At 60.1% G+C, this 22,709-nt stretch carries 24 protein-coding genes; 22 read left to right on the top strand and 2 right to left on the bottom strand.

The features are described 5' to 3' along the window. The first annotated feature begins 254 nt into the window (after positions 1 to 254). From IE061_RS05665 to sppA, 3 genes are all read left to right on the top strand, one after another. Entirely contained in the window at positions 255 to 1,205 is a 951-nt protein-coding gene (locus tag IE061_RS05665) for an RluA family pseudouridine synthase (protein ID WP_039177310.1), read from the top strand. 10 nt (positions 1,206 to 1,215) lie between these two features. Next, on the top strand, positions 1,216 to 1,866 hold the full coding sequence (locus IE061_RS05670; RefSeq protein ID WP_039177308.1) for an HAD family hydrolase: 651 nt from the start codon (positions 1,216 to 1,218) through the stop codon (positions 1,864 to 1,866). A gap of 137 nt (positions 1,867 to 2,003) precedes the next feature. After that, positions 2,004 to 3,119, top strand: coding sequence for a signal peptide peptidase SppA (gene sppA, locus IE061_RS05675; RefSeq protein WP_193461209.1), 1,116 nt, complete (start codon positions 2,004 to 2,006; stop codon positions 3,117 to 3,119). A gap of 21 nt (positions 3,120 to 3,140) precedes the next feature. Here the strand turns inward: sppA and IE061_RS05680 are convergent, their stop codons facing one another. Then, complete coding sequence (locus IE061_RS05680) at positions 3,141 to 3,743, bottom strand: Maf family protein (RefSeq protein ID WP_039177302.1); 603 nt, start codon at positions 3,741 to 3,743, stop codon at positions 3,141 to 3,143. Positions 3,744 to 3,917: 174 nt separating this feature from the next. Between IE061_RS05680 and IE061_RS05685 the strand changes: the two genes are divergently transcribed. The 18 genes from IE061_RS05685 (at position 3,918) to IE061_RS05770 (ending at position 20,281) form a co-directional block, all read left to right on the top strand. Continuing rightward, complete coding sequence (locus IE061_RS05685; protein WP_039177300.1) at positions 3,918 to 4,466, top strand: YceD family protein; 549 nt, start codon at positions 3,918 to 3,920, stop codon at positions 4,464 to 4,466. 36 nt (positions 4,467 to 4,502) lie between these two features. Continuing rightward, the gene (rpmF, locus tag IE061_RS05690; protein ID WP_009099300.1) at positions 4,503 to 4,673 is read left to right on the top strand and encodes a 50S ribosomal protein L32; all 171 of its coding nucleotides are present in this window, start codon (positions 4,503 to 4,505) and stop codon (positions 4,671 to 4,673) included. 41 nt (positions 4,674 to 4,714) lie between these two features. Beyond that, positions 4,715 to 5,725, top strand: a complete 1,011-nt coding sequence (plsX, locus tag IE061_RS05695; RefSeq protein ID WP_193461222.1) for a phosphate acyltransferase PlsX — start codon at positions 4,715 to 4,717, stop codon at positions 5,723 to 5,725. A 149-nt stretch (positions 5,726 to 5,874) separates the two neighbouring features. Beyond that, the gene (fabD, locus tag IE061_RS05700) at positions 5,875 to 6,834 is read left to right on the top strand and encodes an ACP S-malonyltransferase (protein ID WP_081137096.1); all 960 of its coding nucleotides are present in this window, start codon (positions 5,875 to 5,877) and stop codon (positions 6,832 to 6,834) included. Between the two features lie 51 nt (positions 6,835 to 6,885). Continuing rightward, positions 6,886 to 7,629, top strand: coding sequence for a 3-oxoacyl-ACP reductase FabG (fabG, locus tag IE061_RS05705; RefSeq protein WP_039177293.1), 744 nt, complete (start codon positions 6,886 to 6,888; stop codon positions 7,627 to 7,629). A gap of 124 nt (positions 7,630 to 7,753) precedes the next feature. Continuing rightward, on the top strand, positions 7,754 to 7,987 hold the full coding sequence (acpP, locus tag IE061_RS05710) for an acyl carrier protein (RefSeq protein WP_008956801.1): 234 nt from the start codon (positions 7,754 to 7,756) through the stop codon (positions 7,985 to 7,987). Positions 7,988 to 8,182: 195 nt separating this feature from the next. Then, positions 8,183 to 9,421: a beta-ketoacyl-ACP synthase II gene (fabF, locus tag IE061_RS05715; RefSeq protein ID WP_039177283.1), complete on the top strand. Its 1,239-nt coding sequence runs from the start codon at positions 8,183 to 8,185 to the stop codon at positions 9,419 to 9,421. Between the two features lie 6 nt (positions 9,422 to 9,427). Next, complete coding sequence (pabC, locus tag IE061_RS05720) at positions 9,428 to 10,228, top strand: aminodeoxychorismate lyase (RefSeq protein WP_144983591.1); 801 nt, start codon at positions 9,428 to 9,430, stop codon at positions 10,226 to 10,228. Positions 10,229 to 10,263: 35 nt separating this feature from the next. Further along, entirely contained in the window at positions 10,264 to 11,271 is a 1,008-nt protein-coding gene (gene mltG / locus IE061_RS05725) for an endolytic transglycosylase MltG (protein ID WP_039177276.1), read from the top strand. A 54-nt stretch (positions 11,272 to 11,325) separates the two neighbouring features. Further along, positions 11,326 to 11,979 carry a dTMP kinase gene (gene tmk / locus IE061_RS05730; protein WP_193461210.1) on the top strand — a complete coding sequence of 218 codons (654 nt, stop codon included), beginning with the start codon at positions 11,326 to 11,328 and terminating at the stop codon, positions 11,977 to 11,979. Continuing rightward, positions 11,970 to 12,953 carry a DNA polymerase III subunit delta' gene (locus IE061_RS05735; RefSeq protein ID WP_039177270.1) on the top strand — a complete coding sequence of 328 codons (984 nt, stop codon included), beginning with the start codon at positions 11,970 to 11,972 and terminating at the stop codon, positions 12,951 to 12,953. The genes tmk and IE061_RS05735 overlap by 10 nt, the downstream gene beginning before the upstream one ends. A gap of 24 nt (positions 12,954 to 12,977) precedes the next feature. Continuing rightward, on the top strand, positions 12,978 to 13,313 hold the full coding sequence (locus tag IE061_RS05740) for a PilZ domain-containing protein (RefSeq protein WP_193461211.1): 336 nt from the start codon (positions 12,978 to 12,980) through the stop codon (positions 13,311 to 13,313). A 37-nt stretch (positions 13,314 to 13,350) separates the two neighbouring features. After that, positions 13,351 to 14,184, top strand: coding sequence for a TatD family hydrolase (locus IE061_RS05745; RefSeq protein WP_039177263.1), 834 nt, complete (start codon positions 13,351 to 13,353; stop codon positions 14,182 to 14,184). A gap of 27 nt (positions 14,185 to 14,211) precedes the next feature. Next, positions 14,212 to 14,772, top strand: coding sequence for a DUF1285 domain-containing protein (locus IE061_RS05750; RefSeq protein ID WP_096923148.1), 561 nt, complete (start codon positions 14,212 to 14,214; stop codon positions 14,770 to 14,772). Next, positions 14,769 to 16,976, top strand: coding sequence for an ATP-dependent helicase (locus tag IE061_RS05755; RefSeq protein WP_039177255.1), 2,208 nt, complete (start codon positions 14,769 to 14,771; stop codon positions 16,974 to 16,976). The genes IE061_RS05750 and IE061_RS05755 overlap by 4 nt, the downstream gene beginning before the upstream one ends. A gap of 140 nt (positions 16,977 to 17,116) precedes the next feature. Then, positions 17,117 to 18,346 carry a porin gene (locus IE061_RS05760; RefSeq protein ID WP_039177251.1) on the top strand — a complete coding sequence of 410 codons (1,230 nt, stop codon included), beginning with the start codon at positions 17,117 to 17,119 and terminating at the stop codon, positions 18,344 to 18,346. 11 nt (positions 18,347 to 18,357) lie between these two features. Then, positions 18,358 to 18,783, top strand: a complete 426-nt coding sequence (locus IE061_RS05765; protein WP_039177248.1) for a hypothetical protein — start codon at positions 18,358 to 18,360, stop codon at positions 18,781 to 18,783. A 103-nt stretch (positions 18,784 to 18,886) separates the two neighbouring features. Next, on the top strand, positions 18,887 to 20,281 hold the full coding sequence (locus IE061_RS05770; protein WP_157779984.1) for a diguanylate cyclase domain-containing protein: 1,395 nt from the start codon (positions 18,887 to 18,889) through the stop codon (positions 20,279 to 20,281). A gap of 55 nt (positions 20,282 to 20,336) precedes the next feature. On the opposite strand, the gene IE061_RS05775 is transcribed toward IE061_RS05770, so the two are convergent. Further along, positions 20,337 to 22,001: an electron transfer flavoprotein-ubiquinone oxidoreductase gene (locus tag IE061_RS05775; RefSeq protein WP_144983600.1), complete on the bottom strand. Its 1,665-nt coding sequence runs from the start codon at positions 21,999 to 22,001 to the stop codon at positions 20,337 to 20,339. A 357-nt stretch (positions 22,002 to 22,358) separates the two neighbouring features. Here IE061_RS05775 and IE061_RS05780 point away from each other — a divergent pair. Continuing rightward, positions 22,359 to 22,709 (top strand): electron transfer flavoprotein subunit beta/FixA family protein (locus IE061_RS05780; RefSeq protein WP_193461212.1); only part of this gene is annotated, 351 nt, incomplete at its 3' end.

The raw sequence follows: 22,709 nt of genomic DNA on the forward strand, positions 1-22,709 counted from the left end.
CTGACCTGCATGTTGGTCGGGCAGGTGCCTAGGCTGACGTGACGGACAATTCGCTAGACGACAATTTGCCATGCAAGGCGGCTTATTGCGTTTCAGATCAGCAAGTCACGTTGGCCGATGAGCGTCTTGGAATATAACAGTAAAGAGAAGCGCCAGCAATTGACGCAATGGGGTAAGGTCTACGCTAGAATGCCGCTTTTCAATCAAGGTCACTGGCCATCATGTGGCGTGGATGACACTAGGAGTGCACGGTAATGTCCGAAGGGCGTGAAGTACAGTGGGTGGAAATCGCCCCGGAGCAGGCGGGTCAACGAATCGACAATTTTCTCATGACTCGATTGAAGGGCGCTCCACGGGCGCTTATCTACCGTATCGTGCGCAAGGGTGAAGTTCGAGTGAACAAGAAACGCGTGAAAGTGGACTATCGCCTGCAGGGTGGAGACCTCGTTCGCGTGCCGCCGTTGCGCCTGGCGCCCAAGGAGGCGGTCAAGGAGGTCAGCGATAACCTGCGCGACGTGTTGGTGGGGAGTGTCATCATGGAAGGGCCGGACTGGATGGTGTTGAACAAGCCTTCTGGCTTGGCGGTGCATGGTGGGAGTGGCGTCAAGATCGGTCTGATCGAGGCATTGCGTCAGGTGCGTGACGACTTGAGCTTTCTCGAGCTGGTCCATCGTCTGGATCGTGACACCTCTGGATGCCTGCTGTTGGCCAAGTCGCGTGAGGCGCTGGTGACCCTCAACGAGGCGCTCAAGAAGCACGGTATGGACAAGCGCTACCTGGCGTTGGTGGCAGGGCGCTGGCCTGCCAGAAAGACCTATGAAAGTGCTCGGCTGGACCGTTTCGATGCTGGAAATGGCGAGCGCCGTGTACGGGTGGATCCCAACGGCAAGGTGTCGCGTACTCACTTTTCCGTTGTGGAAACCTTCGAGAAAGTGACGCTCATCGAGGCCGAGCCGGTGACTGGGCGTACCCATCAGATTCGTGTGCACGCTGCTCACGCGGGGCACGCTTTGCTGGGCGATGACAAATACGCGACGCGTGAAAGCGAACTGCTCTCCAGGCAGCTGGGTTTGGGGCGCTTGTTCCTGCATGCGCGCTCATTGACCTTTCCCGAGCCTGGTAACGGTCGTCCGGTGACGGTCAAGGCGCCGCTGCCTGAAGCGCTGGAAGAGACGCTGGCGCGTGCGCGTCAGCCGAGCAAGTAGGGGGAGCCTGATGCGTTACGAACTGATCATCTTCGACTGGGATGGGACGCTGATGAATTCGGTGCCCAAGATCGTGTCGTGCATGCATGCCGCTGCGGCGGATGTACGCTGGCCGCCCCTGGAAGACAGCGCCATCGAAAACATCATTGGTCTTGGCCTGCCTGAAGCCATTGCAACGCTGTGCCCAGGCATCTCTCCGGAGCAGGCAGAGCGCTTGCGCCAGCGCTACTCGCATCACTTTGTGAGTGGCGACACGACGCCCATGCCTTTTTTCAACGGTGTCGAGGAGCAGTTGGCCAAGCTGCGCCAGCGTCCCCGGCAGCGGCTGGCCGTGGCCACGGGCAAGAGTCGTCGCGGCCTGGATCGTGTCTTTCGAGAAACCGATAGCGGCCAGTGGTTCGATGCCAGTCGTACCGCAGACGAAACCCGCTCCAAACCCCATCCGCAGATGCTGCTGGAGCTGCTCGCCGAGCTGAATACGCCGGTAGAGCGTGCGGTGATGGTGGGTGATACCGAATACGACCTGGAGATGGCACGTGCCATCGGCATGGATCGTGTCGGTGTGACCTATGGGGTGCACTCTGCCGAGCGGCTGGCGGCGTGCCAGCCTGTGTGGATGGCGGATGACATTCCCGCGCTGTTCGAATGGTTGCATGGCTGACGCTGGGTGACAAAGGGGCTGAGTTCTGCATGGCTACTCTGTATAGCCACTTGTACATGGCCACTTTCAAGCTTGGGTCAGGAAGACAGACAGTATGAGAGACGTCGTATGAGGGGAATCGATATGAGGGAGATAGCATGAGCGACGACCAGTCACGCGATAGAGAGCGAAGCGTTCCCTCCCACGAAGCGTCGTCGGGAAGCGCGCAGGATCCATGGACACAGGGCCCGCAAGTCGCTGCGACCGAATCGAAAGCATCGGCCGCAGGTGAGCCGAGCGACGATGCCGAAACGCTGCGCGAACGTCAGCGTCTGGCCCAGCTGGAAATGATGGACCGCTGGATTGGTGGCGTCTTGACCGAGCAGCGCCGGACGCGGCGGTGGAAGCTGTTTTTCCGTTTCGTCGTCTTGACGCTGGTGCTGGTGTCGATCACCACGACGCTTTACCGCGTGTTCGTCGCAGAGCCGGCCTCAAGCGTGCCGGAGCAGCAGCATCTGGCGTTGGTCGAGGTGCAGGGCGTCATTGCCAGTGATGCGCCCGCCAATGCCGAACGCATCATTCGCGGCTTGAATCGTGCCTGGGAGAGCGAGAGCGCGGCGGCAGTCGTGCTGCATATCGACAGCCCCGGCGGGAGCCCAGTGCAATCCCAGCGCATCCATGCGGAAATCATGCGGCTGCGTGACCTGGGAGACAAACCCATCCTGGCGGTCATCGAAGACGTGGGGGCCAGCGGTGCCTACTATATCGCGTCGGCGGCGGATGAGATCATTGCCTCTCCCGCCAGCCTGGTGGGCTCCATAGGCGTCATCTACGCAGGCTTTGGTTTCCAGGAGGCGATCGGTCGGCTGGGCGTGGAGCGGCGTGTCATGACCGCTGGGGAGAACAAGGCGTTTCTTGATCCGTTTCAGCCGCTCGATGAGGAGGTGGTTCAGTTCTGGCAAACGGTGCTGGCGCAGACCCATGAGCAGTTCATAGCAGACGTCCGGGCCGGGAGAGGCGAGCGATTGAGTGGCAATCCTGAGATTTTTTCCGGGCTGGTATGGAGCGGTGAGCAGGCGCTGGCGCTGGGGCTGGTGGATGAGCTGGCCAGTCTCGAGCAAGTGGCGCGAGCGCGTATCGGAGAAGCCGAGTGGGAGAATTACACGCCTCGGCTGGACCCCTTCGAGCGCCTGACGCGTCGTTTCACCCAGGCGGCAGCGGAAGTGCTGGGGGTGGAAAGCGCCCGCTCGCCGCTGCGCTTCCAGGCCCCCTAGTGGTAAGCCTTCAGGTCGTGACTATGCTGCACCGAGCGGGTCCAGGCCTGCCTGGCGCAGCATGTCGCAAAGAGCGATCAACGGCAGGCCGATGAGCGCATTGGGGTCGCGTCCTTCCAGGCGCTCGAACAGCGTGATGCCGAGTCCTTCCATGCGAAAGCTGCCCGCACTGTCCAGCGGTTGCTCCAGGGCGACATAGCGTTCGATTTCGGCATCGCGCAGGTGGCGAAACACGACATCGAACGTCTCGATATGCACCAGGTGGCGCTGCTGGCGGGTATCCAGTAGTGCCAGGCCTGTCAGGAAGCTGACGCGCTGGCCTGAAAAGCGTTTCAGGTTGGCGCAGGCGCGCTCGGCGGTATGAGGCTTGCCCAGCACGTCGCCTTCGAACAGCGCAATTTGATCCGACCCGATGATGCAGTGTGCCGGAAACGATTCGGCGACGGCGTGTGCCTTGCTCAGCGATAGTCGATGCACCAGGGCTTCTGGTGTTTCATGGGGCAGCGGTGTCTCATCGATATCCGGCGATTGGCACTGATAGGGTAGCTGTAATCGGTCGAGCAGGGCTTGTCGCGAGCGTGAGCTGGAGGCCAGTACCAGCGTGGCATTGGGGGCGAGGGGCACGATACTCTCCTGTGAAGGGCAAGATTTGGGTGATCGAAAAGAAAAAACGCATCGCGGACAGTGTAGCGAAAAGCCTTGGCGCATGCCTGCAGAGGCTGTCTGCGAACAGAAACTGTCAAGAAATATGCCGCTGGCTTTGACACCGGCGGGGCGAGTGCCTATCATTGCGCGCCTATGTTGACCTCACAACTCCCCAGCCGGGTTGAGCCTTATAAGCTTGCAGCCCGCCGCGAACGACTCGAAGGCCTGGTAGCGTTGAACAAGCTGCCTCGTTTGGCTGAAGAAGCCGGTGACCAAACGGGTGACTGCCACGTCACTCTTGAGTTTGGTGTCGATGCCCAAGGTCGTCGCGAAATTCGTGGTTCCCTGAAAGCGACTTTGGCGCTGCCTTGTCGTCGTTGTCTGGTGCCGCTGAGCCAAGACGTGTCGAGTGAATTCCTTCTGGGAATGATTTCAGACGAAGCGTTGGCTGCCGAGCTGCCTGCCAGTCATGAGCCTGTGCTGGTGGAAAACGAACAGCTGGACTTGCTGACGGTAATCGAGGATGAGTTGATCCTCAGCTTGCCGCAGGTGGTCTATCACGATGAGACCGAATGCCATGTCTCGGCGGAGCAGCTGGTCAGCAAGACCGAAGGCGCAGCGGACGAGTCCGCTCCTGCCAAAAACCCTTTCGCGGTGCTCAATGCTTTGAAAAGCAGTGGCGCTTTGAAAGGCAAAAAGTAAGCATCACTTACCCTACATACCTTGGAGTAAACACCCATGGCAGTTCAACAGAACCGTAAAACTCGTTCCAAGCGCGGTATGCGTCGTAGCCACGATGCGCTGAGCGCCCCGACCCTGTCTCAGGACAAGGAAACCGGCACGACTCACCTGCGTCACCACGTTTCTCCGGACGGTTTCTACCGTGGTCGCAAGGTGGTTGAGGTTTAAGCCTCTCTCGACCTTTCGCGCGGCCAGTCAGCGTGAGTGCAGTGCGCCTGGCGATTGATGTCATGGGGGGTGACCAAGGCCCCCGTGCCATTGTCGAAGGCTCTGCGAGGGCAGTGGTGGAAAATCCTGTTCTCGAACTTGCTCTGTTTGGCCCGCATCAGCGCATTGTCGCTGAGCTTTCGCGCTTGCCGCAGCCCTTGGCTGCGGCAGTGTCACGTTTGGCGGTCATCGACGCGCCTGATAGCGTGGCGCCCGACGCTACCGCCGCCTGGGCGTTGCGCCGCGGCCAGCACACCAGCATGGCCTCCATGCTGCGCCATGTGTCGGCTGGGCACGCCGTTGCGGGGGTCAGCGCAGGCAATACCGGAGCGCTGGTGGCGCTTGCAAGGCGTGAGCTGGGCATGCTGGCGGGGTTTTCCAGGCCAGCGATCAGCACCGCCATTCCTGCACGATCAGGGGGGCGTTGCTATCTGCTTGATCTGGGTGCCAACGTCGATTCCCCCGCAGAACGGTTGCTAGATTTTGCCGTCATGGGGGCGGCCATGGCGCAATGCATGGACGGTATCGAACGTCCGCGCGTGGCGTTATTGAACGTTGGCTCGGAAGCCACCAAGGGCAGTGCCACGGTGCGCGAGGCAGATGCCTTGATTCGTCGTCATGCAGACCCTGGTTTCGACTATTGTGGCTATGCTGAGGGGGGGGATGTCTTTCAGGGCCAGCTGGACGTGGTCGTGTGTGATGGCTTTGTCGGCAATGTGATGCTCAAGGCAAGTGAAGGTTTGACTCGTATGCTGGTCGAGCGTGTTCAGATGGCGTTTGAATCGCGCCTCACTGGGCGGCTGGCAAGTCTACTGGCCAAGCCTGTACTCAAGCGCCTCAAGCAAGAGCTGGATCCGGTGCGCTATAACGGAGCCAGCCTGCTTGGGTTGAAGCATATCGTGGTGAAAAGTCATGGCGGAGCCCAGGCAGACGGCTTTTATTATGCCATTTTGCGGGCACTGCATGAGGTGGAGCAGGCCCTGCCTGCCCAATTGGCAAAGCGTTTTTGCTGATGCCGCCGTGATTGTATGACAATAAACGATATACGACTTTGCGGGTTATTGGAGGCAGCAGGAGATGCCGACACCCGTTGTCAAACGGGGACAATAGCTACGCCTATCGCTCAATTGAGCAAATGCCTACAAGAGCAAAGGTGAACGACATGTCTCAACCCCTTGCCCTCATTTTTCCCGGGCAGGGCTCTCAGCAGCTTGGAATGCTGCGAGAGCTGGCCGAGCGCTACAGCGTAGTGGGAACGACCTTTGAGGAAGCGTCAGATGCGTTGGGCTACGATTTGTGGAAAGTAGTCCAGGAAGGACCTGAAGATGCATTGAACGCGACCGCGTGCACCCAGCCGGCGCTGCTGACCTCCAGCGTGGCCATCTGGCGTGTATGGCAGGAGTTGGAAGGACCGCGCCCCAACATGATGGCTGGCCACAGCCTGGGCGAGTACAGTGCCATGGTGTGTGCCGGTGTCATGGGGTTTGCCGAGGGTGTGCAGCTGGTACGCCTGCGCGGTGAAGCCATGCAGCAGGCGGTGCCCGCTGGTCAGGGGGGGATGGCGGCCATCCTCGGGCTGGATGATCAGGCGGTAGAAGACGCCTGTGCGCAAGCAGCCCAGGGCGACGTGGTCGCTGCGGTCAACTACAATTCGCCTGGCCAGGTGGTCATCGCGGGCAGCAAGGCAGCCGTAGAGCGTGCTATCGTTGCCTGCCAGGAGGCGGGTGCCAAGCGTGCTCTGTCCCTGCCGGTCTCTGTGCCTTCGCACTGTGCGCTGATGAAGCCTGCGGCCGAGCAGTTGGCCGAGGCCATGCAGAAGATTGAACTGCGTGCACCTCGCTATACGGTGGTTCAGAATGTAGATGCCCAGGCGCATGCCGATATCGATACGCTGCGCACGCGGCTGATCGAACAGCTTTATCAGCCGGTGCGCTGGTCTGCCTGCGTCGAAGCGATGACCGAGCAAGGGGCGAGCGTGTTTATCGAGTGTGGTCCTGGTAAGGTGCTGACCGGCTTGAACAAGCGGATCGTGCGCAGTGCCAAGGGGTTGGCGGTCAATGACCCGGATAGCCTGGATGCCGCGCTGGAGTTGGCTCGCGAAGCGTTGGCAGATGGTGCGTGACCAGCGGTTGTTTTCTGCTACCTTTGCTAGTTTGGTGAAAGGATAAACGTAATGACGCAAGAAAAACGAGTGGCGCTGGTCACTGGCGCCAGCCGAGGTATCGGGCGAGCCATTGCTCACGAGCTGGGTCGCCAAGGGCGCATCGTGGTGGGAACCGCCACCAGTGAGTCGGGTGCCGAGAAAATCGATGCCGATCTCAAAGCCAATGGTATCGAAGGCGCTGGCCTGTGTCTGAACGTGACCGATCAGTCCAGCATCGATGAGGTGTTGAAGAGCATTACCGAGCGTTTCGGTGCGCCGACCATTCTGGTCAACAATGCCGGTATCACTCGTGATAACCTGCTCATGCGCATGAAGGAAGAGGAGTGGGATTCCGTCATGGATACCAACCTCAAGTCCGTCTATCGTGTCAGCAAGGCTTGTTTGCGCGGCATGACCAAGGCACGCTTTGGTCGTATCGTGTCGATCAGCTCGGTGGTGGCGACCATGGGCAACCTGGGGCAAGCCAACTACGCGGCTGCCAAGGCGGGCATGGAAGGGTTCAGTCGTGCACTGGCCCGTGAAGTTGCCTCGCGTGCGATCACGGTCAATGCCGTGGCACCGGGTTTCATCGCGACCGACATGACCGAAGCGCTGCCGGAGGCGCAGCACGAGATGCTGCTCAAGCAGATTCCGCTCGCTCGCCTGGGTGGGCCGGAAGAGATCGCCGCCGCAGTAGGGTTCTTGACCAGTGATGCTGCAGGTTACATCACGGGTGAAACCCTGCATGTCAACGGCGGTATGAATATGCGTTGATGGCCTTGAGACTGGCGGTTGCGTCAGCTTGAGGGCGTCTATAAACTACCCCGCAGCTTTTGGCTTGCGGTTTCCAAATAGCTGGTTATCTATAACGGCTAATGTGAACGACTGGAGTACGTTGATGAGTACTATTGAAGAGCGCGTTAAAAAAGTTGTGGCAGAGCGCCTGAACGTAAAAGAAGAAGATATCCAGAATAGCTCTTCTTTCACAGAAGACCTGGGTGCTGACTCTCTGGACACCGTTGAACTGGTGATGGCGTTGGAAGAGGAATTCGACACCGAAATTCCTGACGAAGAAGCCGAGAAGATCACCACGGTTCAGGAAGCCATCGACTACGTGAACGCCCACCAGTAAGGGCTCGGTCGACGCTGTGAACCAGGGTGGCAAGCTGTCCACCCATGTTAAAAAAGCCGTCCTGATATGGGGCGGCTTTTTTGCTTTGCGGTCACAATGAATATAACGTGCAATCTCCGTTATACTAGTCACCAATTTTGTGCTGCAAGATGACCCGGACGGGTCGTGTCACCAAGGATGCCTGGAGGAAAGCTGATGGCGCGAAGAAGGGTAGTGGTAACTGGGTTAGGCCTGGTGACCCCAGTGGGCAACAACGTGGCTGAATCGTGGGCGAATATCGTCGCCGGTAAAAGTGGAATCGCAGCCATCGAGCATTTCGATACCAGCGGTTTCAACACGCGGTTTGGCGGTTCGGTCAAGGACTTCGATATCAGCCCTTATCTGAATCCGAAAGATGCCCGCAAGATGGATCTATTCATTCAGTACGGCATGGCAGCCGGAGCCCAGGCCATTAAGGATTCTGGCATCGAGTGCACCGAAGAGAATGCCGAGCGGATTGGTGTGGCGGTAGGCTCGGGCATTGGCGGCCTGCCGATGATCGAGCAGAACCACAGTGCGCTGCTCAAGGGGGGCGCTCGTCGCGTGTCGCCGTTCTTCGTTCCGGGATCCATCATCAACATGATTTCCGGCAACATGGCCATTCAGCATGGCTTCAAGGGCCCCAATATCGCGATTACCACGGCCTGTACGTCGGGTACTCACAATATCGGCTACAGTGCGCGTACCATCGCCTATGGCGATGCCGACGTGATGGTGTGTGGTGGCGCGGAAATGGCCACCACGCCTTTGGGCCTGGGGGGCTTTTCAGCGGCGCGTGCCCTGTCCACTCGTAATGACGATCCGCAAGCGGCCAGCCGCCCCTGGGATCGGGATCGGGACGGTTTCGTGCTGTCCGATGGGGCAGGTATTCTGGTGCTGGAAGAGTATGAGCACGCCAAGGCACGCGGGGCGCATATCTATGCGGAGCTGGCGGGCTTTGGCATGAGTGATGATGCTTATCATATGACTGCCCCGCCGGAAGATGGTCGAGGCGCTGCGCTTTCCATGAGCAACGCCATCAAGGACGCGGGTATCGACCCCTCCGACGTGGATTATATCAATGCCCATGGTACCTCGACGGCCGCAGGCGATCTGGCCGAAAGTCGTGCCGTCGAGAAGGTGCTGGGGAGCGCTGCTCAAGACGTGGCGGTCAGTTCGACCAAGTCCATGATTGGCCACCTGCTGGGCGCGGCCGGTGCGGTCGAGGCGGTGTTCAGTATCCTGGCAATTCGTGACCAGGTGGCACCGCCCACCATCAACCTGGATAACCCCCAGGAGGGCTGTCGCCTCGACTACGTGCCCCACACTGCCCGCGACATGCGCATCGATATCACGCTCTCCAACTCCTTCGGGTTTGGTGGCACCAACGGTTCGCTGCTGTTCAAGCGGGTATAGCGCGTCATGACCATGCCTTGGGTGCCGTTCGATGACCGAGGGCTGGCGTATGGGGATGGTCTGTTCGAAACGGTGCTGCTTCGTGAAGGGCAGCCCGTGCTGTGGTCATACCATCAGGCAAGATTGGCCTCGGGGTGCCAGCGGCTTGGTATCCCGATGCCTGCTGATTCAGCACTTGCCGATACGTGGAAAACCCCAGTAGAGGCACCTCTGGAGGTGCTCAAGGTCATCGTGACCCGGGGCAGCGGGGGGCGTGGTTACGCGCTCCCCGATCAAGTAGCGCCAAGGCTGCTGAGTCGTAGAACGCCCTTTGCTGCCAGCCCCGAGCGCTGGCAGCAGGGGGTGCGCGTGCGCTTATGCCAACTGCGGCTGGGTCACCAGCCGCAGTTGGCGGGCATCAAGCACTTGAACCGCCTCGAAAACGTGCTTGCCCGCCGAGAATGGCGGGCAAGTGCCATTGCTGAAGGGCTGCTGCTCGATCACAGCGATAACGTCATCGAAGCGACCAGCATGAACCTGTTCTGGCAATCGGGTCAGGCGTTGTTCACGCCCTTCGTCGATGGCTGTGGCGTCGCAGGAACGCTGCGGGCTGCGCTACTGGAGCTGGGACATGTCAGGGAGAGCAAGCTGCCTGTGAGCGCGCTCTCCAGCGTCGAGCGCCTTTGGGTGGGCAACTCTGTGCAAGGCGTGTGGCCCGTACATCGGTTGGATGACCCGCAGGGCAGCATCTTGCGTACCTGGCCGGAGGTGCAAGGCCCCGACCCGTTACAGCGGGTGGCCCATCCGCTATTGGGCTATCCAGCCTGAATAGCCAACAACGACTTTGAAATCACTGAGGTGACATCGTGAAACGGTTTCTTATCGCCGTGGGGCTGATCATTGCGCTAGGAGTTGCCGCAGTGGCCGGTGGCTACGCCTATTGGCAGCATCGTCTGGCGGCGCCTATTGCGCTGGATGAGCCAGCGCTTTACCAGGTGCCTGCCGGTGCAGGCTTCAATCAGGTGCTTCGTCAGTTGGAAGCGGAAGGCATTATCCAGGCGCGCTGGCCCTTCCAACTGCTGGCGCGGCTGGAGCCCGAGCAAGTGCCGCGTCTGCGGGTAGGCGAATATCAGCTGGTGCCGGGCATGAGCGGTATGGAGTTGGTGGCACTGCTGGGCAGCAACAACGTGGTGACGTACCCGTTGACCATCCCGGAAGGGTGGACCTTCCGCCAGATGCGCGCTTTGCTGGACAGTGCCCCGAAGCTGGAAAATCGTACCGCCGAGATGAGCGATGACGAGGTCATGGCCTTATTGGGGCGTGAAGGCACGTTTCCTGAGGGTTGGTTCTTTCCGGATACCTACCGCTACCACCTGGGCATGAGCGATGTGGATATTCTGCGCCAGTCGCTGAGCCGCATGGAGCGAATCCTGGAAGAGGTCTGGGAGCAGCGTGATGACGACCTGACCATCGATACCCCCTACGAGGCGTTGATCATGGCGTCGTTGATCGAACGCGAAACCGGTGCGCCGGAAGAGCGTCGTGAAATCGCCGGAGTATTCAAGCGTCGTATGGAGCAGGGCATGCGGCTGCAGACCGACCCGACCATCATCTATGGCATGGGCGAGCGTTATCAGGGGCGCATTACTCGCGCCGACATCCGCGAGGCAACCCCCTACAATACTTACGTGATCGATGGCCTTCCGCCCACGCCCATCGCCATGCCGGGGCGCGCCTCGCTGGAGGCGGCGGTGAATCCGTTGCCGGGTGAAACGCTCTATTTCGTTTCCCGTGGCGATGGTACGCACCACTTTTCGCGCACCCTGCGCGAGCACAACAATGCGGTGAATCGCTATATTCGCAACCGCTGACACACAGATCATGGCGAGCATTATCATGGCGTATCTATTCCGTAAGGGGCAGCAATGAGCAAGCGTGGTCGCTTCATCACCCTGGAGGGTGGTGAGGGCGTCGGAAAATCTACCAACGTGGCGTTCGTGGAGGCCTGGCTGAACGAGCAGGGGCTCGACGTAGTGCGAACCCGTGAGCCCGGTGGCACGCCGCGTGCCGAAGCCATTCGCGAGCTGCTGCTGGATCCTGCACCTCAGGAGCCGCTGAGCGTGGACGCTGAGCTACTGCTGGTTTTCGCGGCCCGAGCACAGCATCTGGCCGAAAAAATCGTGCCGGCTCTGGAGCGCGGGGCCTGGGTGGTGTGTGACCGCTTCACCGATGCCACCTTTGCGTATCAGGGTGGCGGGCGTGGCATCGATCCGGCGCGCATTGCTCAGTTGGAGTGCTTCGTTCAGCAAGGGCTTTCTCCGGATTTGACGCTGCTGCTGGACATGCCCGTCGAGGCTGCCCGCCAACGCCTGGAAGGGCGGTTGCGTGATCTCAACACCCAGCGCGACCGTTTCGAGCAGGAGCATGCCGCGTTTTTCAGCGCCGTGCGTGAGGCTTACCTGGCGCGGGCCCAGGCGGCACCGCAGCGCTTTGCCGTGGTCGATGCGGCACAGCCTCTCGAAGGCGTGCAGGCGGCCATTGCGCGCGCACTGGAAGCACGGATGGCGCAATGGTCGTGAATGATGTCTTGCCGTGGCACCAGGCGACGTGGCGGCAGCTGGTGCGCCTGTCCGACAGCGGTCGCATGCCCCATGCGCTGCTGCTCAGCGGCGCCCATGGGGTGGGCAAGCAGCAGCTTGCCGAAGCGCTGATCGCACGCACGCTGTGCGCGCAGCCCGGTGACCAGGCGTGTGGTCATTGCCATGCCTGCCATATGCTGGCGTCAGGCTATCACCCCGACCTGCTGAGGGTGTCGCCGGAGGAGGGCAAGCGTCAAATTCGCATAGACCCCATTCGCGAGGTCAACCGTTTCGTGTCACAAACGGCGCAGCAGGGCGGCTACCGAGTCATCGTCGTGTCACCGGCGGAGGCCATGAACATCGCGGCGGCCAATGCGCTGCTCAAGAGCCTCGAGGAGCCAGGTGAAAAGACGCTGTTCATTCTGCTCTCCGATGTACCCTCTCGCACGCTGCCCACCATCCGTTCGCGCTGCCAGCAGTGGGCGCTACCCAGCGTGGCATTCGACGAGTGCCGTGGCTGGCTGACCCAGCAGTTGGGCGGTGACGAGGCACACTTCTGGTGGCAAGTTTCAGGCGGACTGCCCTTGCTGGCGGTGGAGCTGGCGGCGCCGGAGGAGCGGGCACTACGCCATCAGATTCATGACTGCTTCGAGCAGCTGGTCAGGGGTGCCGAACCGGTGGCGGAGGCGGCGAGGTTGGATCGTCAGGCGATCGATTCGATCTTGTGGTACGGTATCGCCTGGCTTGAAGACTTGATCCGGCTGGGGCTGTCGGGCGAGCAAAGCGCGTTGCACAATCCCGATCTTGCGCCATTGTATCGACAAGCCGTCAAGAATGGCCGGGTTCAGGACTGGTTTCGACTGCTCGATTACGCCCGCGAGCAACGTCGGCTACTGGCCGTGGGAGCCAACCCCAATCCGCAACTGGTGCTGGAGGCCTGGCTGGTACGTTGGTCGGCCCTGCTGCGCTCATGACAACGTGTTTCTGACGAGGTGGTGATGGCTGCTCAAAAAGCGCTCTCCTTGACCATACCGGATGTGCCTACGCTGCTCGCTGCCTATATGCCTTTTCTGGATCGCGGCGGGATCTTTGTCCCCACGTCTTCGCTCTATCGTCTCGGGCAGCCGATGGTATTGCTGTTGACGCTGCCGGGAGAGACCGAACGCCTTTCTGTCAGCAGTCAGGTCATCTGGATTTCGCCCGAAGGTGTCAGCGGTCGGCGGATGCCGGGCATCGGGGTGCACTTCAGCCAACAGGATTATCCCGTTCGCGACCGGATCGAGACTTTGCTGGCCGGTCAGTTGGACAAGGCGCCGCCTTCGTTCACGTTGTAACATCGTCGTCACGCCACTCATCCCCTGCGAGATTTTCATGTTCGTTGATTCACACTGTCATCTGGACCGCCTATCCGAGCTTACTCACGGCGGCGACGTTGCTGCCACGCTGGCAGCAGCGCGTGCTGCTCACGTGCATCAGTTTCTGGCCATCTCGACCTCGCTGGAAGAGTTGCCTGGTCTGGCCGCCATCGCCAGAGAACATGAGGACGTGGTGATATCGGCAGGGCTGCATCCACTGCATCAGGCTCCGGTAGAGCCCAGCGTGGAGCAGATCGTGGAGGCCGCCCAGCAGTACGACGTGGTGGCCATCGGGGAAACCGGGCTGGATTACCACTATCAGGAGAGCGTACCTCAGGCCGTTCAGCACGAACGCTTCAAGCGTCACCTGATGGCTGCTGCCGAGCTGGAGCTGCCGGTCATCGTGCATACGCGAGAGGCCAAGGAGGACACCTTGGCCCTGCTGCGTGAATATGCCGATCCTCACGTCGGTGGGGTACTGCACTGCTTCACCGAAGATCTGGACATGGCCCGAGAGGCGGTTCGGCTCGGCTTTTACATTTCGCTGTCGGGAATCATCACGTTTCGTAATGCCGCGCCATTGCGAGAGTTGGCTCGACAACTGCCCCTCGACAGGCTGCTGATTGAAACCGATAGTCCCTATCTGGCCCCCGTGCCTCATCGCGGTAAGCCCAATGAGCCTGCCTGGGTCGTCGAAGTCGCCGAGTGCATTGCTCAGCAGCGCGGTATCACCACCGACGAGGTCGCCATGCAGACCACCGCCAATTTCTACCATCTGTTTCGTGGTGCCGTTCCCGATGCACCGCCTCATGTCAAAGAAGCGCTGGCCCAGTCGGGTCTGTTGGTATAGCGCTCGGCGCAGTTCAGGAGAAGGGCGATGACGCTGGATCGGCTACTGCAGCAACGGGGTGACGCGGCAGATATTCCCCCGCTGGATACCTGGCACCCTGCGCTGTCTGGCGACATGGATATCGTGATTCATCCAGACGGCACCTGGCAGCACGAGGGGCAGCCGTTTGCGCGTCCGGCGGTGGCGAAGCTGCTGGCAAGCCTGCTACGCCTGGACGATGAGGGGTACTGCCTGGTGACACCTGCAGAGCGCTGGCGCGTTCAAGTAGTGGATCGTCCGCTGCTGATCGTGGAAGCGGATTTCTACGATGATGCCTGGTGGTTCAAGACTCAGTTCGACGATGTGGTGCGGCTGGACCACCAGCACCCGCTGACGCTGACCGCCACCCCCGACGGAGAGCTGGCCCCCGAGTGTGCGGTGCGCTTTGGCCTGGCCGCGCGCCTGCATCGCAACGTGTTCTATCGGCTGGTCGAGCAGGCCCAGATACACGAGCTGGCCGGTGGCCGCAGCGAATGCCGCCTCTACAGTGCGGGTGAATGGCATCGGTTGGGCATGTGGGATAACGGCGTGGCGGGTGAGGTATCGTGAAACTGACCGCCGAACAGCAGGCCGTCGTTCGTCATGGTGCCGGGCATGCGCGGGTGGCGGCGGTAGCAGGAGCCGGTAAGACGACCACCATGGCCGCACGCGTGCTGCACCTGTTGGCGCAGGGAGTCTCCCCACGTCGGATGCTGGTGCTGATGTTCAACCGCTCGGCCAAGGATGATTTTCAGCGCCGCCTTGCCAAAATGGCACCGCAGGGGCAAGCCCTGCCGGATGTGCGTACCTTCCATTCGCTCGGGCATCGGCTCACGCAAAGTTTGTGTCGTTGGGGGGCGCTGGCGCCGCGGCGTCTGCTCTCTGCCGAGTGGCAGATGGAGCGTCTGCTGCGCCAGGCAAGCCTCAATGTGCTGGACGATGCCGAGCAACGCGATGCCGCCCTGGAAGGGGACCGCCTGGAAGCGCTGGCCCATTTTTGTGCTCTGGTCAAAGCAGAAATGTTGCCTGCTGCCACGCTGTATGAGCAACTGAGCTACGAGCCTGACACTGATTACTTTCCGGCGGCCTTCGGCGAGGCCGAGCGCCTGCTGGAAGCCGAAGGCGTCATGACTTACGCGGACTTGCTCTACCGCCCGCTGCAAGCGCTGGAGGCCGAACCTGTTTTGCGTCAGCGGGTCGAAGGGTTCCTCGACCACGTCATCGTAGATGAATACCAGGATATCAATACCGTTCAACAGCGGCTTCTGGCCGTGCTGGCAGGCCCTGATGCCAGCGTCATGGCAGTGGGAGATGCCAATCAGTGCATCTATGAATGGCGGGGTGCCAGGCCGGACACCATGCTGGAAAACTTTACCGCCACGTTCGGCACCGCCACGGATTATCCGCTCTCCACGACCTTTCGCCATGGGCACGCGCTGGCGCTGACGGCCAACCACGCCATCATGGCGAACCAGCGCCGCCCCGACCAGCTATGCTTGGCGGCTGCCCAGAATCCGAAGACTCAGGTCCGCGTGGGGCTGGGCAGCCGCCTGTTGCTGGATGCCCTGATGGACTGGCAGGCCCAGGGGCGGGCATTGAGTGATGCCAGCCTGCTGGTGCGCAGCTGGGCGCTTTCGGTGCCTTTTCAGCTGGCGCTGCTTCAGGCCGGGGTGCCTTTTCGGCTGCTGCGTGAGGATCGCTTCGTGTTTCGCCTGCCGCTGGTACAGGCACTGGCAGGCTATTTGAAGCTGTCGCGGCGGGCCGAACTGCTGCACGATCCCGAGCATCTGCTGCTGTTGCTGTCCCAGCCCACGCCCTTCGTGGCCCGTGAGCGCCTGCAGCGCCTGGCGTCTCAGCTGGCGGCCACCCAGCGCTGGCCAGAGCGAGATGATGCCGTGCTGTCAACGCTCAAACCCTTGCAGCGGCGTACGCTGAAAAAACGCTGGGAACTGCTGTGCGAGCTGCCGCGTTTGGCTGGCTGGCCGCCAGCTCGGCTGCTGCATCACGTAGTGGATACCATCGATGCCGAGAAAACCCTCAAGCGCGCGGCTGCTCGGCGCGATAAAGGCGAGGAAGACGTGCGTCTGCTGGACGTGTTGATCGAACAGGCGGAGAGCGTCCAGGATCCTGATGCCTTCATCGAGCTGCTGGAGCGCCCAGTGGAAAATCAGGCCCAGGGCGTGTTGATTACCACGGTGCATGGTGCCAAAGGTCTGGAGTGGCCGCTGGTGGCAGTGGCCGGCGTCAATGAAGAGGACTTTCCCCACTACAGCCGTGACAACCCGCTCAGCGATGATCGTCTGGAAGAGGAGCGGCGACTGTTTTACGTGGCCATCACCCGCGCCAAAGAGCAGCTATTGGTGCTGCACGACGGTGGCGCTCATCGCCCCAGCCGGTTCATTGGTGAAAGCGCCTGGCAGGATGCCGTGCGTATTGCTGAATGCCTGCATGATGAGGGCGGTAGCGCCGAGCCGCTGGAGGTATCGTCACCTAGCCTGGTGAGACGCTACCTCGACCGGTTGGGGCGCAGTGATATCGTTCTGGCCGCCGCGCAGCTCAAGGAAGCGCCTGCGGACTATCAAGTGACCATGTCGTTCTACCCGGGCCAGCGTCTGCGACATGCCGTATTTGGGGAAGGGGAGGTGGCGGCCGTGGAGGGCAACCCGTCGGACCCCGTCATCGACGTGAGATTCGTGCAAGCGGGGCGTCGACGGCTGATCGCACGGCGTGCGCCCATCGAAGTCGTGGAACCTGCTGGCAGCGCCATTGGCTGACGCTCTTGAGTGCCTGCCGACCTTGTCAATAGTCCACCTTTAACTGTATACGACGCAAGGTCTCCATCCGGTGTTTGACTTACCCTGATACTGCCGATTAAATGCTTTGAAGTTAACTATTTACCTTGCGGGTAATCGGCATGCCAAGGCATTTCGTCAGGTCGTTCGCCATCTTCCTCGTGATATACAGCAGCACTACGACGGCTGACGGCTCGCTACCCAGCGCCACCTTGAACGGCTTTGGCACTCTTGGAGTAGTGCATGCCGATATCTCCAATGCCGATTTTGTTGCTGACCCACTCGCTTCTTCGGGGGCAGGTTTCAGTGGACACTGGAGTGCCGAAGTCGATAGTCGCCTTGGCCTGCAGGCAATGGTGTCGGCGACGTCAACGCTTTCCGCCACCGTACAGGTGGTCAGTGAAAAGCGCTTCGATGGCTCTTATGCGCCTGAGTTCGAGTGGGCTTATCTCCAGTTTGATGCCACGCCACAGCTGAGCCTTCGCGCTGGTCGTATGGTGCAGGGCAATTTTCTAAACTCCGAATACCGCAAGGTCAACTACGCCACGCCGTGGGTCAGGCCTCCCTCTGAGGTTTATCGCCTCGTGCCCGTTGCCAACTTTGACGGTGTCGATCTGCGCTACCGCTACTCTACAGGCACGGTCGTGCATGATCTGCGGCTCAGCTACGGTGGCGGCAACGTGGAGTATTCGTCTGGCGATATCGAGGCCTCCGACTCGTGGGGTATATCGCAACGCACCCAATGGGGCGATGTCACGCTCTTCGCCAGCTATGGTGAGCTCAGCGTCAGCGCTGAAGAGTTGACCCGGTTTTTTGACATCTACCGGCTCTTTGGCCCACCGGGTGAATCGCTTGCCAATCGCTACGAGGTGGATGGCAAGGCGTTGCGAGTACTTGGCATTGGTGTTGGCTATGACCCTGGCCCCTGGTTTGCTCAGGCAGAGTGGGCCCGGCTCTCTTCAGCATCGTTGGTGGGGCGTGGAGAAAGTGTTCATGTCACTGCAGGTTATCGTTTTGGTAGCTGGACGCCTTTTGCCGCGTTTGGCAGCGCGCGCGTATTGAGCGACACCTTCGAGCCGGGGCTGGATCCTGCGCTTTATCCCTCTCCTTTCGCAGAGGGGGCCCTATTGCTGAACGGCACGCTCAATGCGTTGCTGGCCTCCGGGCTTCAGCAGGATAGCCAGACCTTGGGGGTACGCTGGGACTTTCGCCCCGGCATGGCCTTGACCGCACAATATGATCATCTGGATTTTCGCTCGGGCTCCCCAGGAGGGCTCATCAACCAGCAGCCCGGCTTTCAGCCAGGTGGCGCTGTCAACGTGTTCAGCCTTGCGCTCGACTTTGTATTTTAGGGGGCGTGAACATGACTAAGCGGTTAACTCGGGTCTGTTACCTTGTCATGCTCTGTGTGCTTCCCTGCACGGTGATGGCTGACCTTCTTGTGGTAGTGGCCGCAGAGGCGACGCTGGATCGCATACAGCGCCAAGAGCTAAAAGATCTCTATTTGGAAAGTCGCTCCCCGCTCCGAGGGCAGGCGCATATGGTTCCTATAGATCAGTCCGAGCGGACACCCGAGCATAGCGAGTTTTATCGTCGTTATATTGAAAAAACGCCCGCGCAGCTGCGGGCTCATTGGGCCAGGTTGATTTTTACCGGACGCGGCCAGCCGCCGCTCACATTGCCCGATAGCCAAGCCGTCGTGGATAGGCTGATTGGTGATCCAAGAGCCTTGGGGTACATAGATGCCCGCTTTCTGGATGAGCGGCTCAAGGTGGTGACGGTTGAGTAGCCTCAAAGGCCCGGAACCCGGCAGGGCGACTCAGCAGAGCGAGGGTGTTTGGCACCAATGGTTGGCCGACCCTCGTGTGCTGTTCGGAACGGTTGTCATGCTCATGCTGGCCATCATCTGGAGCAGTACTCATTATCTGGTCACGCGTGAGCAAGCTGCCATCAAGCGGCAGGTCGAGCTGTCCATTTTGGACGTTGCGGATACTTATGAAGCGCGAGTGTTGCGCTCGCTGAGAGAAATTGATTCCACCTTGAAGCTCGTCGACCTGGTCGCCAGCCAGCAGCAAACAGGCATCCTGGATGCGCTTCAAGAGTATGCCTTGCTCCCGCCCGAGCTGATCTTTTCCGTGGGTATCGTCGATGCGCAAGGGCAGGTGATGGAGAGCTCCGGTGTCTGGGATGGAGCTGCGAGCATCGTATTGCCTCCCTTGTCGTTGGCTCCTGGATTGTTCATCGAGGCCTTTTCGGACGAGGGGCGCGAGCTGTTTCTCTTTGCAAGATTGTTGAGCGACGTTGGATATGGCAATGCTCCCGTATGGGGCATTTTGGCGGTGAGTGCAGACTATTTTGTCAGTGGCTATGACGCTGCCGCGTTGGGTGAGCGGGGTGTTTTGGCGTTAGTCGATGCCTCACATGTCACTCGTGTTGCACGAAGTGGGGATCGCCTGTATTCGGGCGTTGCCATGGAACTGAGTAACGATGAGGACGCTTTGGGCAGCGGCGATGCGCCCTTTATTGCCCATTGGCTTGGTAGCGAACGAATGACGTTGGTGAAGCCGCTGTATAACTTCCCCTTGTCTGTCGTGGTGGGTATCTCCGTTGATGAGAAGCTGGCCAGTGCCAGTCCGATGATACGTCGTTACTGGCTACGCGCCGTGATCGCGAGTGTGGTGGCGCTGTTGATCCTTGGGGTGCTGACCTGGCAGAGCCTGCAACTGCAGCGCGAGCGACAGCGGGCGACAGACGAACGCTTGCGACATGCCCATCATATCGAGCACCTCGCGTTTCACGATACGCTGACCAATTTGCCCAACAGAGTCTATTTGAGTTTTGTGATGCGCAAAGCGCTGGAGCAAAAGCGTGATGAGGGGGGCTTTGCCCTGCTGTTCCTCGATCTGGATCGCTTCAAGAACGTCAACGATTCACTGGGTCATGAGGCGGGGGACAGGCTGCTGGAGCTCGTGGCGAAGCGCTTGGTGGCGGCAGTGCGTGAACAGGATGTCGTCGCTCGCCTGGGCGGCGATGAGTTTGTCATTCTGGTAAGAAGCGTCACCCAGCGTGAGCCGGTGGCTCGCATAGCCGATCAGTTGGTGGCAACGATCCAGGAGCCTTTCATACTTCACCAAGAGACGTGCTCGATTTCGGTCAGTATTGGCGTCGCCTTCTTTCCCGACGATGGGCTCGATGAGCAAACGTTGATGAAGTGTGCCGATATAGCAATGTATCGAGCCAAGCAGGCGGGCAAGAACGCAGCATTTTTTTACGCTGAATCGGTTTAGCGAAGATTCGCAGTCGGTGCTGCCCCCTGAAGGGGCAGCACGAGACAGGCAAGCGTTACATGTTCGGATAGTTCGGGCCGCCACCGCCTTCGGGGGCTACCCAGGTGATGTTCTGGGCCGGGTCCTTGATATCGCAGGTCTTGCAGTGTACGCAGTTCTGGAAGTTGATCTGGAAGCGTGGCTGGCCCTGGTCATCCTCCACCACTTCATAGACACCCGCTGGGCAGTAGCGCTGTGCGGGCTCGGCGTATGTCGGCAGGTTGTCGCGAATCGGCAACGCCGGGTCAGCCAGGCGCAGGTGGCAGGGCTGGTCTTCCTCATGGTTGGTGTTCGAGAGAAATACCGAGGTGGACTTGTCGAAGGACAGCTTGCCGTCCGGCTTCGGATACTGAATCTTCTCGAATTCAGCCGCCGGTTTCAGGGCGCCGTGGTCGGTGGTGGTGTCGTGCACGTTGGGCAGCTTGTTGCCCAGCAGCTGGTTCGCGAAGTTATAAGCCCCGCCGCCGACCGTACCATATTTATGGATCGCCGGACCAAAGCTGGCGCTCTCTTTCAACTCCTGGTAAGCCCAGCTGGCCTCCCACAAGCGTTCGAAGCTGGCCAGCGTCTGGCCACCCTCGTCGCCGCCCTTGATGGCTTCGAAGACGCTTTCTGCCGCCACCATGCCTGATTTCATGGCAGTGTGCAGCCCCTTGATCTTGGCAAAGTTCAGCGTGCCCGCGTCACAACCAATCAGCAGGCCACCAGGGAAGGTCATCTTGGGCAGGCAGTTGAAGCCTCCCTTGGCAATCGCGCGCGCGCCATAAGCCACCCGCTTGCCGCCTTCCAGATATTGGCTGAGCACCGGGTGATGCTTCATGCGCTGGAACTCGTCGAAGGGCGAGAGCCACGGGTTCTGGTAGCCAAGGTCCATGATCAGCCCTACCACGACCTGCTGGTTTTCTGCGTGGTAGAGAAACCAGCCGCCGTGGGTCTTGCTGTCCAGTGGCCAGCCAGAGCCGTGAACCACCAGGCCGGGCTCGTGCTTGTCGGCGGGTACATCCCACAGCTCTTTTAGCCCGATACCGTAGTGTTGGGGGTCTCGGCCAGCATCCAGCGAGAACTGCTTGATCAGACGTTTGCCTAGATGGCCTCTGGCACCCTCGGCAAAGAGCGTATACTTGGCGCGCAGCTCCATGCCGGGCATATGGCCATCCTTGGGTGTGCCATCGGCACCGATGCCCATGTCACCAATCAGGATGCCGCGCACCACGTCATCCTCGATGATCACTTCCTGGGCGGCGAAGCCCGGAAATATCTCGACGCCCAAGGATTCTGCCTGCTCACCCAGCCAGCGGCACAGGTTGCCTGCGCTGATCACGTAGCGAGTCAGTTCACCGCCGGTGTTGTGCATGCTCTTGGGTACCAGCGCATTGGGGATTTTCTGCGCCTTTTCGGCATCCTTCAGCAAATAGACATCGTCGCGCGTGGCGGGCGTATTCAGGGGAGCGCCGCGCTCTTCCCAGTCGGGAAACAGCTCCGCCAGGGCACGGGGTTCGAATACCGCGCCAGACAGAATATGCGCTCCCACTTCAGACCCTTTCTCGACCACGCAAACGGTCAGCTCTTGCTCCGCTTCGTTGGCCTGCTGCATCAAACGGCAGGCGGCGGCCAAGCCAGAGGGGCCTGCGCCCACGATGACCACGTCAAAATCCATTACATCGCGTTCAACGGTTTCCACCTGGTTTCTCCTTATTCTCATAAGCGCCACCCGCCGATGCTAGCGATTGAGCACTAGCTTATGAAAAGATGGCCTTAATTTAAAACGGTCGTTTGCTTCTGGTTGTCTCCCATGATAGGCATAATACCTGTGTCAGGTAACCCCTACGATGGCAAAAGCGCACTTTACGGTAAAAGCCGCAGCGACTACGACCAAGGCCGCAGTGATTAGGTGTTGTTGCATAAAGGTAGGCTGTGGCAAATTGATAGGGTTTTTCATTTACTAGCCTATCAAACGCTTGCATGAATTTTTTTACGCTGCCATCCGAGCAGCGTCTGTTCAGGTCAACGGCTGTCATCCAGGCCAAGCGAGGAACCTATGAAAGTATTGGTCGCGGTAAAACGCGTCATCGACTATAACGTCAAGATCCGCGTCAAGGCGGATCACTCCTATGTGGATCTGACCAACGTCAAGATGGCCATGAACCCCTTCTGCGAAATCGCCGTGGAAGAGGCCGTGCGTTTGAAAGAGAAGGGAGCGGCCAGTGAAGTGGTCGCCGTGACGGTAGGCCCCAAGGCTGCTCAGGAGCAGCTGCGCACCGCGCTGGCGCTGGGTGCTGATCGGGCCATCCACATCGAGACCGACGAGCGCGTCGAATCGCTGGCGGTGGCCAAACTGCTGGCCAAGGTGGTGGATGAAGAGCAGCCTGGTCTGGTGATTCTTGGCAAG

Source organism: Vreelandella hamiltonii (genome assembly GCF_014651795.1).
Lineage (GTDB): Bacteria > Pseudomonadota > Gammaproteobacteria > Pseudomonadales > Halomonadaceae > Vreelandella > Vreelandella hamiltonii.

Bases quoted from the DNA above. Each gene is read 5' to 3' on its own strand.
- sppA (WP_193461209.1), top strand. From the start codon at position 2,004: ATGAGCGACGACCAGTCACGCGATAGAGAGCGAAGCGTTCCCTCCCAC.
- IE061_RS05760 (WP_039177251.1), top strand. From the start codon at position 17,117: ATGCCAAGGCATTTCGTCAGGTCGTTCGCCATCTTCCTCGTGATATAC.
- fabF (WP_039177283.1), top strand. From the start codon at position 8,183: ATGGCGCGAAGAAGGGTAGTGGTAACTGGGTTAGGCCTGGTGACCCCA.
- IE061_RS05745 (WP_039177263.1), top strand. From the start codon at position 13,351: ATGTTCGTTGATTCACACTGTCATCTGGACCGCCTATCCGAGCTTACT.
- IE061_RS05735 (WP_039177270.1), top strand. From the start codon at position 11,970: ATGGTCGTGAATGATGTCTTGCCGTGGCACCAGGCGACGTGGCGGCAG.
- IE061_RS05685 (WP_039177300.1), top strand. From the start codon at position 3,918: ATGTTGACCTCACAACTCCCCAGCCGGGTTGAGCCTTATAAGCTTGCA.
- fabG (WP_039177293.1), top strand. From the start codon at position 6,886: ATGACGCAAGAAAAACGAGTGGCGCTGGTCACTGGCGCCAGCCGAGGT.
- IE061_RS05665 (WP_039177310.1), top strand. From the start codon at position 255: ATGTCCGAAGGGCGTGAAGTACAGTGGGTGGAAATCGCCCCGGAGCAG.
- acpP (WP_008956801.1), top strand. From the start codon at position 7,754: ATGAGTACTATTGAAGAGCGCGTTAAAAAAGTTGTGGCAGAGCGCCTG.
- tmk (WP_193461210.1), top strand. From the start codon at position 11,326: ATGAGCAAGCGTGGTCGCTTCATCACCCTGGAGGGTGGTGAGGGCGTC.
- IE061_RS05750 (WP_096923148.1), top strand. From the start codon at position 14,212: ATGACGCTGGATCGGCTACTGCAGCAACGGGGTGACGCGGCAGATATT.
- IE061_RS05770 (WP_157779984.1), top strand. From the start codon at position 18,887: ATGCTGGCCATCATCTGGAGCAGTACTCATTATCTGGTCACGCGTGAG.
- rpmF (WP_009099300.1), top strand. From the start codon at position 4,503: ATGGCAGTTCAACAGAACCGTAAAACTCGTTCCAAGCGCGGTATGCGT.
- pabC (WP_144983591.1), top strand. From the start codon at position 9,428: ATGACCATGCCTTGGGTGCCGTTCGATGACCGAGGGCTGGCGTATGGG.
- IE061_RS05670 (WP_039177308.1), top strand. From the start codon at position 1,216: ATGCGTTACGAACTGATCATCTTCGACTGGGATGGGACGCTGATGAAT.
- fabD (WP_081137096.1), top strand. From the start codon at position 5,875: ATGTCTCAACCCCTTGCCCTCATTTTTCCCGGGCAGGGCTCTCAGCAG.
- IE061_RS05740 (WP_193461211.1), top strand. From the start codon at position 12,978: ATGGCTGCTCAAAAAGCGCTCTCCTTGACCATACCGGATGTGCCTACG.
- IE061_RS05765 (WP_039177248.1), top strand. From the start codon at position 18,358: ATGACTAAGCGGTTAACTCGGGTCTGTTACCTTGTCATGCTCTGTGTG.